Source organism: Bacillus sp. AR2-1, assembly GCF_008368755.1.
In the GTDB taxonomy this organism is placed as follows: domain Bacteria; phylum Bacillota; class Bacilli; order Bacillales; family Bacillaceae_G; genus Bacillus_A; species Bacillus_A wiedmannii.
Genome location: NZ_QORY01000001.1, coordinates 90,651 through 104,661, shown reverse-complemented (window position 1 = coordinate 104,661; position 14,011 = coordinate 90,651). Strand labels below are relative to the sequence as shown.

Annotated in this window: 9 protein-coding genes; 8 read left to right on the top strand and 1 reads right to left on the bottom strand. The window is 33.8% G+C overall.

The features are described from left to right. Nucleotides 1–225: 225 nt before the first annotated feature. From DT250_RS00490 to DT250_RS00455, 8 genes are all read left to right on the top strand, one after another. Nucleotides 226–2,631, top strand: coding sequence for a PAS domain S-box protein (locus DT250_RS00490; RefSeq protein ID WP_149212295.1), 2,406 nt, complete (start codon nt 226–228; stop codon nt 2,629–2,631). A gap of 275 nt (nt 2,632–2,906) precedes the next feature. Continuing rightward, nucleotides 2,907–5,123 carry a binary toxin-like calcium binding domain-containing protein gene (locus DT250_RS00485; RefSeq protein WP_149212294.1) on the top strand — a complete coding sequence of 739 codons (2,217 nt, stop codon included), beginning with the start codon at nt 2,907–2,909 and terminating at the stop codon, nt 5,121–5,123. Between the two features lie 370 nt (nt 5,124–5,493). Further along, nucleotides 5,494–6,207 (top strand): response regulator transcription factor, encoded by a 714-nt coding sequence (locus DT250_RS00480; RefSeq protein ID WP_002017159.1) that lies wholly within the window; start codon nt 5,494–5,496, stop codon nt 6,205–6,207. After that, nucleotides 6,204–7,262 carry a sensor histidine kinase gene (locus DT250_RS00475; RefSeq protein WP_137015031.1) on the top strand — a complete coding sequence of 353 codons (1,059 nt, stop codon included), beginning with the start codon at nt 6,204–6,206 and terminating at the stop codon, nt 7,260–7,262. The genes DT250_RS00480 and DT250_RS00475 overlap by 4 nt, the downstream gene beginning before the upstream one ends. A 98-nt stretch (nt 7,263–7,360) precedes the next feature. Continuing rightward, nucleotides 7,361–7,858 carry a DM13 domain-containing protein gene (locus DT250_RS00470; RefSeq protein WP_002017161.1) on the top strand — a complete coding sequence of 166 codons (498 nt, stop codon included), beginning with the start codon at nt 7,361–7,363 and terminating at the stop codon, nt 7,856–7,858. A 1,124-nt stretch (nt 7,859–8,982) separates the two neighbouring features. Further along, complete coding sequence (sdaAB, locus tag DT250_RS00465; RefSeq protein WP_098857683.1) at nt 8,983–9,681, top strand: L-serine ammonia-lyase, iron-sulfur-dependent subunit beta; 699 nt, start codon at nt 8,983–8,985, stop codon at nt 9,679–9,681. Between the two features lie 22 nt (nt 9,682–9,703). After that, nucleotides 9,704–10,582 carry an L-serine ammonia-lyase, iron-sulfur-dependent, subunit alpha gene (gene sdaAA / locus DT250_RS00460; RefSeq protein ID WP_088063992.1) on the top strand — a complete coding sequence of 293 codons (879 nt, stop codon included), beginning with the start codon at nt 9,704–9,706 and terminating at the stop codon, nt 10,580–10,582. A 305-nt stretch (nt 10,583–10,887) separates the two neighbouring features. Beyond that, nucleotides 10,888–12,207 (top strand): aromatic amino acid transport family protein, encoded by a 1,320-nt coding sequence (locus DT250_RS00455; RefSeq protein ID WP_149212293.1) that lies wholly within the window; start codon nt 10,888–10,890, stop codon nt 12,205–12,207. 448 nt (nt 12,208–12,655) lie between these two features. On the opposite strand, the gene DT250_RS00450 is transcribed toward DT250_RS00455, so the two are convergent. After that, complete coding sequence (locus DT250_RS00450; protein ID WP_149212292.1) at nt 12,656–13,969, bottom strand: condensation protein; 1,314 nt, start codon at nt 13,967–13,969, stop codon at nt 12,656–12,658. Nucleotides 13,970–14,011: the final 42 nt, after the last annotated feature.

The following is a 14,011-nucleotide window of genomic DNA, read 5'->3' as shown; positions in this document are numbered from 1 at the left end:
TTTATAAAAAACATTTAAATAAAAAGAGAGAATAAACACCTTATTTTTGGGGTGTTTGAAGGTTCAAATGGAAGATTCCCTGGTTTTCGATTTGAATCAAAATGATACTATTTACATGTACTGTCATGTAGGGAATTATATTTTTTACACCTGAACTGTTTGTACTATTTGTAGGATTTTCAGTTTTTTTGTCGAATATATCTTTAATGCAAGGAGGGACATTACATGATTATTAAAGACTATTTTATCAATCTTTCTATTTTTTCTTTATTAGTTAGCGCAGCGATATTTATTCAAGTGTTTTTGATTCATTCCAGGCGATATTTCGAAAAATTCTATGGAGGGATTATTGCAGTTACTTTGATGCTCTTTTCTTTTCCATACATGGGATTTTCCTACGATCTTCGAGTTGTTCCTCTTATTCTATCTTTTATTTACTTTGGTCGCATTGCTGGTTGGATTACATTAATTAGCATTATTATAATGCGTATCTTTTACATTGGAGGTTACTGGGAACCTCCTGTGATTGCTTATTTAGGTTTGGGTATCCTATTTGTTACTTTTAAAACATATTTTAAAAACCTTCATCCTTTTAAAAGTGCATCTTTATATTTTTTTGTTTTTGTCGGAATAAAGTGGTTAGTTGGTGTATTCTTTAATACTAAGTTACTTTACACTGGAGGCTTATTATATATAGCTTTAGGGCTTTTAATTGGGCTATTTCTTATGGAAGCCTACCAGAGATTATATTATTTAACACAGGACTTATCTAAAATGAATCGGGAATTAAAAAAATCCAAGCAAGAACTCACAGATACCGTACATGAGCTTCAAGGAGGGATTTTTAAATTTAAAAAAGTGGGTAAGCACTTTATACACACTTTATGTGATGGACAGTTTTATTATCAAAAAGGATTTTATTCTGAACAGGTGGTAGGGAAAAGCTTACGGACTATTGATGCTTCTATTGTTCCACCACATTTAGTTCCACAATTGATGAAGTATTATCTTCAGGCATGGGAAGGGAAAGAAATTATATTCGAATTACCCTGGCCAGATGATAAAACGATTATTCTTATTGCACTTAGGCCGATTAAACGAAATGGACAAGTTATGGAAGTTGTTGGTTCTATAGTCGATATAACCGAAAGGAAAAAGGTAGAATCAGAATTAAGAGCTACCAAAGAATTACTAGAATCATTTATAAAGCATAATGTAGATGCTATTACCATTTCTGATCGAGAAGGGCATATTTTACAAGCAAATAAAGCTTATGAAAAGATATTTGGATGGTCATTACAAGAAATCATAGGTAAGAGATTACCCTGTGTACCAGATTTCTTAATGGAAGAATCACTTAAAAATATTCAGAAAATTCTAACAGGAGAATCCGTAGTTACCAGATTAGAAACTGTTAGACGACGTAACGATGGAAGTCTTCTTGATGTCAGTCTGACAGTTTCTCCTATACTAGACGTAAGAGGAAATGTGATAGCTTTATCTGCAATATGTAGAGACATCTCTGAAAGAAAACAAGCAGAAAGAGAACGACAGCGATTACACCAACAATTAAAAGATAGTGAAATGAAGTACCGTGCACTAATCGAACAAGCAACTGATGCAGTATATGTAGTAGAGCTGAATGAAAATCATGTTCCAAGTCGATTCATTGAGGTAAACCCTGTTGGTTGTAAAAGATTTGGATATAGTAGAGAAGAGCTGCTCTCGTTACCATTTCCAAATGTAGTACCACAAGATTCTAAAATGATTGTAAGGTTGTTAGAAAAAATTAGAGAGGGACAAACTTCCTTCACTTTGCAAGATGAATATGTTTTTCCAACAGGAAAAATAATAACAACTGAGTTTAGTGTCCGTGTTTTTAACTTAAATGGTAAAAAAGTTTTCCTAAGTATTTCTCGTGATATCACTGAACGGCTAAAAACAGAAGAATTACTACGGAAATCTGAAAAACTTGCTGTCGTAGGACAATTAGCGACTGCAATGGCTCATGAAATTAATAATCCATTAACCGCAATGAAAGGGTTTATGCAATTACTAAAATCAACGGAAACTGAGAATAATCGGGGTTATATAAATATAGTATCATCAGAGATTGAGCGTATAGAAAGTATTACTAATGAATTTATGGCGGTAGCCAAACCACAGGTGGTAAAGATACAACCTAATGATATTAGTGTGCTAATGGATCAAGTTTTAATGCTACTGCAACCTCAAGCAATGATGCATAATATAAAAATTAGAATTGATTTTACACCTGGTATTCCACTGATTCCATGTGAAGGAAATCAATTAAAACAAGTATTTGTTAATATTATAAAAAATGCAATTGAATCCATGCCAACAGGAGGAGAAATTTTGATTCAATTTGATAAACTTGATAATAATCAAATAAGGATTCGCTTTATCGATCAAGGATGTGGGATTCCAAAAGAACGTATACCATATTTAGGAGAACCTTTTTACAGTATTAAGGAAGAGGGAATCGGCTTAGGATTAATGGTCTGTTATAAAATTATTGAAACACACCAGGGGAAGGTATTTATTGAGAGTGAAGTGAATAAGGGGACTATAGTTGAAGTCACTCTCCCAATTTGCACACTTCAAAATTAATACATTCTTTTACTGAAATTTTGTAAGTTAGTGAGCAGTTAGCTTTGGCTAGCTGCTTTTTTGTATATATTGTAATCGATTCTTCATATTACGGCTTTTTGATGTTTCATATATATATTTTATGGCTTTTAAAAACTCTGTAAGTGTTTTGTAATATTTACGAGAGACTTTTTTAACAGTTATGAGAGAGAAAAGAAAGATTTGTTATATATGATGAAATTAATCTTACTAGTAGGTGTTCTAATGGATCTAGAAACAAAGGAGGAAAAATAACAATGAAACAATTGAAGCCAGCAATTAGTGTATTAGGTAGTGTATCGATGGCACTGACTTTAGCATCTCCTGCTTTAGCAGATGTAAAACAACCGAATCCAGGAGGTACAGTTGAAATATTCAAAGAGAATGCAGATGTAAAAAAAGAAGATAAGAATTTCACGCTCGGATCTGATGGAGAAATAGGTTCACTCATTACACAAAACATTGAAATGGCAAACAACGATTGGGATAAAGATGGTATTTCCAACGACTTAGAGATTAATGGATATAAAATTGAATTCAATTCACAAACTGGAAAAAATGAAGCGAAAGCATGGGATCCCGAGAAGGATAAAGGGAAACCAAAATTTATATCGAATCCTATGAATGCAAATACGGATGGTGATCCTTTTACTGATATGTATGAGGTTGAGAATTATAACAACGATTCTGATACTAATTTCAATCCGATAGTTGCCAACATGCCGAATTTGCAAATTGGTGTCAAACGAATTGAAGTAATTCCTATTGCAACCATTACGGATAATAATGGTGGATCAGTTAGTAGAGGATGGGAAAAAAGTGTATCTACACAACATTCATTTAATGTAGGTTTAAGTGGTTCAGGTGGTGTAGAAGGCTCAGCAGCCGGTCCTGTTCCTTCTGGAAGTGTTTCAGCAAATGTGGGATACGGATATTCAAAAACAACTACGGAAACGGAGAGTTATACAAATAATTTTGATTGGTCTACTGCAACAACTGTGGATACAGCGAACGCAGCAAAATTACGTGTACATTTGGAATATAAGAATGTAGGAACAGCATCCGCTGAAAATGTTTCGCCTCATTTTAATATTCGTTTAGGAAACAAAATTATTAATACTGTAAAGGCAACACAAGATCGTTATAAAGCAAACTATTTAAGTACAGAAAAAGGTGGACGGAATAAAACAGAAGTAGTAATTGACAGTTTAGAAGGACAAGCAGATGCGAATATTGTCTTATCTTTGGATGAATTGAAAGCTGTTGAACAAGGGGAACTTCTTTCGATTGAAGTTTTACCTACAAGTACAATGGATTTATCTATTGAAAAAGGTGAAGAAATTATGCATTTGGGGGATTCAGGGAGATATGAGTCTAGAGTAAATGCAGCTACTGAACAATTAGAAACAGATATAGGAAATATACCAAAGTTTAGGGTATATACTCCTAAAGACAAATCTCTTGCTGATAGGCCAGTTTTATCCTATAACGAAGTTTTTCAACAGGTAAATATAGATACGAAAAAAGTAAATCATATTGTAAACAAGGCTAAAAGTACTAATAACGTATCAGTGGTTTCAGCTAATAATGGAACTGATGCATTGAACGATTTAAAAGCGGGACAGGGAGATCGCGGTTATTTACATAAAGACTCTGTACACGGAGCTTTTGCAAAACTACAGCACCCAACATTAGTAGAAGGTAGTTATGATTCTGTGACGCAAAAGATTAGGGCAACAATTTTACCTGGTTTATTTGGAGTGAGTAAAGATATTCCTACTACTTATAGTAAGAAATGGAATGCTCCGTCACAAACAGTAACACTGGTTAAACGTGAAAATGGATTTACATATGAGTCTAGAGAAAATATACACCCTATTAAATCTGAAATTGCTGCGCACAGAAAAGTTACATTTGAAATCAATGACGCACACAATCTAACGCCTACACAAAAGATCGATACTGAAATTAAAGCTAATAAAGAATTTGAAGATTATGTAGTAGATAATTCAGGTGAATTTGTTACAGAAGGAGTTCCTTATACCGTGGCTTCATATGGAAATACAGCTTATTTGGGAAGTCATCATGCAGGGAATAAATGGGAGTATCTTTGGGCTGAAAAATCTAGCGATGAAAAAGTGAATGTAATTATTGAAAGAGTAGGTCAACCTAAACCTGGAAAACCAATTAAAAAGGATGAAGAGGTATTAATTAAATTTCAAAATCCTATTTATTCAGATTATGCATATTTAAAACTTCAAGATAGTTATATCCATTTAGATCAAAAACAGAACGCAAGTACTTTTAAATTTAATCATGCATATCCAAAGAATTTCACTGGACACCATAAGCAATGGAACATACTATCTAATGGTAATAAGTTAAAGGTAGGATATTTAATCGATTATATGAAATATGGTAATGGAGAGAATGGGACTGATACTATAGCATGGAATCTATCAAGAGTTCAGTAATAGGTAACAGTTCTGTTGCTAAGTTTGAAAAGAGAACCGGAAATGAATTGTATCTGAAAAGTTAGATGCAAAAATTTAGGTTACTATTAAGGAATGAGTTCGATGTTGAATCGGACTCATTCCTTTTAATTTATATATGATTTAGAAACTACTATTTTAAATACTTATCTAGTCATATAAGTAATCAAATGTTAAGATTACTATCTGTATTACATGATTTATTTTCCGAATTTTCATTCGTTTCGAGGGTGAAATGTGGAATTCTGATTTATTTATGTGATTAGTTTTTATATCTTTACCTATAAAGATATTTTTATTGGATAATAGAAAAAATTTTTTGTTATTGGTGAAAAAGAAGTGAGGATAGTATATGAAGAAAAGAATTTTAATCGTAGAAGATGAAGAAAATATTCGAGAAGTATGCAAACGGTATTTAGAAAGAGAAGAATATGAAGTTTATACCGCTGTAAATGGTAAAGAAGGTTGGGATTTATTTCTTACACATCAACCAGATTTAATTATATTAGATTTGATGATGCCAAAAAAAGATGGATGGGAATTATGCGAGGAAATTCGTCAACAATCAAATGTCCCTATTATTATGTTAACTGCTAAGGGAGAGGAAAGGGATCGAATTTTAGGCTTAACAATGGGGGCAGATGATTATTTAACAAAACCATTTTCCCCTCGTGAATTAGTATTAAGGGTTCAAATTATACTAAGAAGAGGAAGCCATGTACAAATACAAGCGAAAGAATCCTTATTGGAAGTGATAGAGTTTCCAGATTTAAAAATATATCCAAAGACAAGATATGTACTTGTTTGTAATAAGGAAGTGGAGTTAACGGTGAAAGAGTTTGAGGTACTTTATCTCATGGCAAAGCATCCAAAACAAGTATTTTCTCGCTCGCAGCTTCTTGAATTAATTTGGGATTTTGGACATGAAGGGGCATCAAACACAGTTACTGTGTTAGTGAGTCGTTTACGTGAAAAGCTCGAGAAGCATACGATAAAGAATCGTTGGATTCATACGGTTTGGGGTATAGGATATCGCTTTGAGCCAAATGGAGGAAATGAAACATGAGATTACGTATTCAATTGTTACTCATGAATCTATTAAGTACTAGTATTATGGTAATTGCTATATGGTATAGTGATACGAAAATGTTACTTGAACCGGAACAAACGCGGTTATTAACAGTAATTGCATTTGTGGCATTCATTATTTCAACGTTTATTTATTGGTTAATGACACGTCCTATCATGAGATCTATACAAAATTTAATAAAATTGACGAAACAATTTAGTGATAGACACTTTGAAACGATGTATATAATTGGGCAAGAACCACGTGAGTTTAAAGAATTGGCAACAGCCTTTCAACAGATGGCAAAAAAATTAGAAGAAGGGTTTACTAAGTTAGAGGAACAGGAAAACTCTCGTAAGGAGCTAATTACCAATATCTCACACGACTTACGAACACCTATGACTAGCATGCAAATGATGATAGAAGCATTACAAGATAACCTGATTGAAGATCCTGAAATGAAAAAGCAATACTTAGCAACGGTTTTAAAAGAAATAGAAAGATTAAATGGATTAATTAACGACTTATTTGATCTTTCAAAGTTAGAGTTTGAGCAAGTAGATTTTCACCCAAGTTTCACACATTTAGATAAAGTTCTATTAGATGTATTAGAGTCACATTCTGTCTTATTAGGAAACAAACAAATCCATGTGCAATTGGATGTCCCTGATACATTACCTCGACTTTTGATTATGCCTTGTAAAATAGAAAGGGTCATAGGTAATTTATTACATAATGCAATTCGATATTCTCCTATCTCTGGAACAATTGAATTGACTGTAGTGGAAAATAAACCAACTCAACAGGTCCAATTCACTTTGCGGGATGAAGGAATGGGAATTTCTCCAAATGATCAATTACGCGTATTTGAACGTTTTTTTAGAACGGATCGATCAAGAAGTTCACAATCTGGAGGTTCCGGACTTGGATTAGCTATTGCAAAATCATTGATTGAAATGCACAAAGGGGAAATTGGTGTAAGGAATCGCGCAGATGGTAAGCAGGGAAGTGAATTTTGGTTCACTCTTCCCATCACATCAGTAAAAAAATAAGACGGCTGAAAGACTTTTGTAACATTTACGTTAGAAAAATGAAAGACCTTCTTGTTAACATACTACTACACAGTATGTTACAGGAGGTTTTTTACTTTATGAAAAGAAAATATGTATGGCTTATAGGTGGTTTGATAATTGTATTGGGGATTTTATGGTCATTGTTCCGACCAGAGAAATTATTTATTGATAAGCACGTAAATGAATCATTGCCACAAGCAGAGATACAATCAACTGAAGTAAGGCAACAAAGTGATCGAGTAATAAGGGAAGGTCAGTTTCAAAACGGTGTCCATGAAACAACTGGAACGGCAAAAATTTACCAATTAGCGGATGGAAAACGTGTTTTACGACTTTCTGATTTTGCAACATCTAATGGGCCAGATGTACGAGTTGTATTAGTTCCTACAAATCGCTTAAAAAATAATGAAGACGTGAAAAACTATCAGTATATTGAATTAGGAAAATTAAAGGGAAATAAAGGAGACCAAAACTATGAAATTCCTGAAGGGATAGATGTAAGTGAATATGGTTCGGTTTCTGTTTGGTGTAAAAGATTTAATGAAAACTTTGGTGCGGTTTATTTTAATAATTAAATATGAACTTAAAATTTCCTCTTACAGGCAAAATTCATCGGGGTAATGATAATAGTTGCAGCGGACTTAGTTGCTAAGAAGGGCACTCATAAGATTGTTTTTTTCATATTCTTCAATTTTTGTATATTTTAGAGCTATTGGACGTTTACGGAGAGATTTTATTTAGTGTGGAAGCGTACTGTCTGTGAATAGAAGGATGAATAATATGTTACAGGAAAACATTACTCTTTTATAACTTAATTTTGAAGGAACATATACTTTTTTCGTTTATCGGCTTGTAAAGAAGTATGGAAATTAAAGTTTATAATTTAAAAGTCAGCTTAAAGATGCAATAAGCAATTTGAATAGTAATCTTAAGTAAATAAAAAAGAGAGAGGAGCATCGATGAGCTCTTCTCTCTTTTTAAATCTAATTAGGGTTTCCATAACTGTAAAGGGGATGGTGTAAATTGTTGGATATTACCAAAATATCACTTTAAGTTAAGATTATAAAAAAAGAAGTTCCTTTTTTCTGACAATGAATATTAATTCAAAATTAATGATTAATATTCAAAAATGATTTTATAGTTCATTAATTTATTACTTGCTATCTATATTAATCATTTATTGCAACAGCTTTCATGTCCAAAATTAAATGTTTCAACAAAGGATAATATAAGTATCATTATAATGATTTTCCAATATAATCAATGTGTTAATGAAAGGAACTCTGTGTTATTTTTGCTTTTCTACTAACTAATACAGCTTCAAACAAAGGACACAATTGCTACATGCTAAGTGTAATCTATTACCCATTCAAGATTCTGTTTATTCGATCTTTCTAAAAATAAAAAAATATTGTACTCATAAATATACAAGCTATAATGAGGGCGTCGAGAAAGAATTTATTACCTCTAGAGAAAGTATCAAACCTAGTTTTTTGGCAAAAATCCTAATGACATTGTAAGTAACCTTTTAAATTTGGACATACTCACATGATTACTCTAAGAAAGGTATGTGATCAAAAGGAAAAGTGTATTTGACACGAGAATGAAAGCGCATTCAATTAGATCTTGTTTTGAATCAGTCATTTTAATAACTTAGATTCAACTGTAATTAAAAATAATAAATTATGGGGGTGCTTATATGAACATGAATGTAGCATCTATTAAAGAAAAAAAGGTTGTTAAATACAAAAGTTGTTTTGATGTGATTGGGCCCATAATGATAGGTCCTTCAAGTTCACATACTGCAGGTGCTTTGGCTATTGGAACAGTAGCCAATAAATTATTTCAAGGTCTTCCAAAAAAAGTCGTGGTAAGGTATTATGAATCATTTGCTGAAACCCATAAAGGTCACGGAACTGATTTTGCAATTATTGCTGGGATATTAGGATTTGCTGCCGATGACAGCAAAGTGCCAGATGCTATTAAAATAGCAGAATCTAAAGGAATTGAAATTACCTTTATTGAAGAAGCAGGTGATAGTCCTGCTGGCCATCCAAATACGGCAGATGTATATTTAGAGGATGAAAATCGAAGTATTAGAACGATGGGGATTTCGGTTGGCGGTGGATTAATTGAAATCAAACATGTTGAAATCGACGGATTTAGCTTAGACCTGCAGGGGCCATTGCCAGTCATTATTGCAATTTCCGAAAGAGCTGACTTTGAATTTGTCTTACGCAGGATCTTTAAACAATATGATGTGGAAATAAACAACTTTCATAGTTTAGAAGAAAACAGGAAATATTTATATGCATTCGCTTTGGATTCGCTATTGCCTGGTAATGTCCAGGAGGAATTAGGAAATTTAAGCAATATAGCTAAGCTCATTATTCTTTAGTTACATTAAGGAGTGAAAAAATATGTATATGGCCATAAAAGAAATTGTGGATGCAGCTAATAAAAGCCAAAAGACAATTTATGAATTAGCAATTGAACAGGAAATTGAACAAACTAAATCTACTTATGAAGAAGTTTGGAGTAAAATGGAACGAAATTTAGCGACTATGCAAAATGCTATAAATAAAAGTATCGAGGGCGACGGTGTATTTTCTCCAACTGGTTTAACCGGAGGTGATGCTGTTAAAATTAAAAACTATCGAGAAAATAGGAAAACCCTTTCTGGAGATTTGATGGTGTTAGGGATCCAAAGTGCTATCGGTGTTAATGAAGTAAATGCTGCATTAGGAGCTATTTGTGCAACTCCAACAGCAGGTGCGAGTGGGACGATTCCGGGAGTCCTTTTTAGTATTAAAGATACGTTGCAGTTAAGTCATGAAGATATGATTCATTTTCTATTTACTTCAGCGTTATTTGGAACCATAGTCGCAAACAACGCTTGTATTTCAGGAGCGTACGGAGGATGTCAAGCTGAAGTAGGCAGTGCCTCAGCGATGGCGGCTGCAGCTGCGGTTGAAGCTGCAGGTGGAACGCCACAGCAATCTTCTGTAGCTTTTTCGATTGCATTACAAAATTTACTCGGTTTAGTTTGTGATCCGGTCGCTGGTTTAGTAGAAATTCCTTGTGTAAAGAGAAACGCCATTGGAACGGCAAATGCTTTAGCAGCAGCGGACATCGCATTAGCCGGCGTAAACAATATCATCAATGCTGACGAAGTTATTGAAGCGATGTATAGAGTTGGAAGACAGATGCCTCGCGAATTAAGAGAGACAGGTTTAGGTGGAATTGCAGCTACACCTACAGGGATTGCCATTAAAAATAAAATCTTTGGAGAGAAATAATCAAATCAATGAACAATTACGGGATATATTGTGAAAAAGTTAACAATCTATTCTCTATTGCTCGCCTAAGGATGTCTGTATATTGGGGGAATTACTAATAAAATATACCACTATATAATTGGGATATTTTATAATTTGTAACAACCCCGTCAGGTTGATGCTTCGCCAATTTTTTGATTTTGATTAACTTAGAAGAAGGATATACGATGTGGCGCACTTTGTAAGCAATTCATTTTTCAAGAACGGTCTATATTCCGATGCCTTAAATAGAGAAGTAAGAATAGAAAACTAGGAGGAATTATTATATGAATGGGAATACTGCAAAAAACATAGAATTTCAAGTTGATAATACTGCAGTAAAAAATGAGAAATATCTAGACCCTAAAAAGTGGCATAAACAGGATACTACCTGGGCATTGAGTTTATTTGGAACAGCAATTGGAGCAGGAGTACTCTTCTTACCTATTAATGCAGGTTCAGGTGGTTTATTATCATTGCTGTTAATTACCATACTTGCATATCCTGTTATGTATTATTCACATAGGGCACTTGCTAAAATGATATATGCTTCTAATTCTGCCGATGAGGGGATTACAGGTACAATAAGAGAGTATTTCGGAAATAAGGCAAGTATCATTTTTAACATTGTATATTTCGTTTCAATTTATACGATCGTGCTAATGTATTCGGCTGCACTTACAAATACTGCAAGTAGTTTTATTGTGCATCAATTGCACATGCCGGAGCCTCCAAGGGCCATTTTATCGCTTGTATTAGTACTCGGTCTTATCACTATACTAAATTTTGGTCAAGATATTACTGTAAAGATAATGAGCATGCTAGTATATCCTTTCATTGTTTCTCTACTTTTTATCGCAATATCTTTAATTCCACAGTGGAATACGTCAATGCTAAGTTTTTCAAGTGTTTCTACTGCTTCAACTGGAACAGGATATTTTGGAACAATATGGATGATACTACCAATCATCGTATTCTCATTTAATCATTCTCCTATGATTTCGTCATTCGTTATGAAACAGAGAGCTACGTATGGAATAGATGCTACTGATGCCAAGTGTGCTCAAATACAAAAAGTTTGTTATATCATGACATTCGTTGTTGTTATGTTCTTTGTTTGGAGCAGTACTTTAAGTTTGACTCCAGATGATCTTAAGGTGGCAAAAGAACAGAACTTGTCAATCCTATCATATCTTGCTAATGAGCTTAATTCGCCAGTAATTACTATTGCGGCTCCTATCATTGCGTTTGTGGCTATTACAAAGTCTTTCCTTGGCCATTATATAGGAGCGTATGAGGTAATGCGTGACATGATTATTAAGTCCGGTAAAAAACGTGGGAAAGATTTAGGAGAGAAAACAGTTAAGACAATGATTCTTACTTTTGTCGTATTAACATGCTGGTATGTTGCTTATACAAATCCAAGTATTCTTGGAATCATTGATGCCCTTAGCGGTCCGTTAGTTGCTGCTATCTTATGTCTATTACCGATGTATGCAATCAATAAAGTACCAGTACTAGCTAAATACAAAGGGAAAATGAGTAATGTATTTGTAATTGTTATAGGAATACTTACTGTTCTAGCAAGTATTAAGTCATTATTCTAATTCTCTATTGTTCGTTCGGATGCAAAAATAGTAGGATATGAAAAGAGAATAAAAGACTTTTAGCGGAACTGAATTATATATTGTTAAACCATAGAGTTTATGGTTTTGGACAAACTATTCACCTTGGATAGTTTGTCCTTTTTTGATTATATGCATAACTTCTATTGCAGCATTTTTTTTAAGCTGTTTGTAATGATTTTAATCCAAGCATTTGAGGGCGCCTAACCATGTGCATCAAGCTAATATTTTAAAGTATCTCACATCTGTTTTCTTAGGTTAATGGGAATGGGCCGGTACCCCATGTATGGCGAACAACTAAACTGGCTTCCTTATATCCTATGTCCGAAGCCAGTTTATCTCTCACATACTCACTTCGCGTTCCTTGAGGAAGGAATCTTCTTGGCTAGATTTATAAACTTAACTTATTGAGCTTAGGGTGATACTCCCGTTACAATTTTGATAGTTCATTGACCACACTTTCTAAAAATTGCTCTACCTTTTCTTTTGTAGTATCTGGCGAATGATAACCAATTGTAAATGTAAGTCTTCCATTATAAGAGCTTGCCCCCATTGTAAAGAATGGTGCATACATAATTGGTGATGTTATATACCCGTCCTGAGCTTGAACTTCACCAAACTTAATAGGTTCATTAGCTATCGATCCGAAATTAGTAAGTAAAGGTAAAGCCATTCCCATTTGTAAAGCCCGTTCATATTGCTGTTTATACATTTCCTTAACTTCAGATAGCTTTTTACTTGCCAGTAACTCCATTCCTGCGGCTGAAGAAAGACCTGGATTTTGAGATTTTATTGTATCCATTGATTCTTTGACTCGAACTAGAGTTTGATTAAATGAGTCATCATTTTCCATTTTAATCACTGGCATTTCCATCCCGGATAAGTTGCAAATTGAACCAGTTGTATGATTAGGGAGATATCGGCGTAAATCAATTGTTAAACCAACCATTTTTTCTGCGGTACGAGGTTCTGCATACACAGCGAAATGTGATAAAGAGCGGAAGTATGCAGTCAGGATTGCATCATTTAAGGTAGCTTGTTGTGCCTTTGTCCATAGGGTTAAACGTAGAGTTTGCTCACGGCTTAACCGTCGCACGGACATTTTTGGATAAGCATTTTTGTTAGGTTGAGATGGAAAAGACCATAATGCTGCTTGTTGTTCTTGGCTGGGACGATACGCACTTTTTATGTCTGTTATTCCAGTATATTTGAATACAGGTGATTGATCGCGAAAACCCTCATTTTTTGCATTAAATCTCTTTATAATTTCATCCTTAGACTGTCCCAGAGAAAGGTGAGTATAAATTGCTCCCAGCAAATTAATATATTCCTTGACTCCAGCACCATCTGAACAAAGATGAGATAATTTAACAACTAATATATTTGTTGAAGTGCCTCGTAATAATTTTGTCTGAACCATAGGCCCTTGAATAGGATCTCCAGATTCCTTTATAAAATCTATTGCCATCACTTCAAGATTTTGATCATCTCCTTCTGCAAAAAAACAAATTGGTGAGTTAGTACTAGATGAATGTTCCTCCCAGTAAGGCATATCACTTTCTACAAGACGGCTGTTTAAAACGGGCTGTAATTGTAACGTTATTCTTACTGATTGTTCAAGTACTTTTTTTGATATACCTATAGGAAAATAAAGAACGGCATTAATTTGTTGATTTGCGGAATAAAGACCAAGTATATAATTCATTCGATCTTGAGGTGTTACTGAATATTTCCTTTGTTCCATAATTTTCTCCCTCTTTTCAAGCTATTTTTGGTTACAATCTTG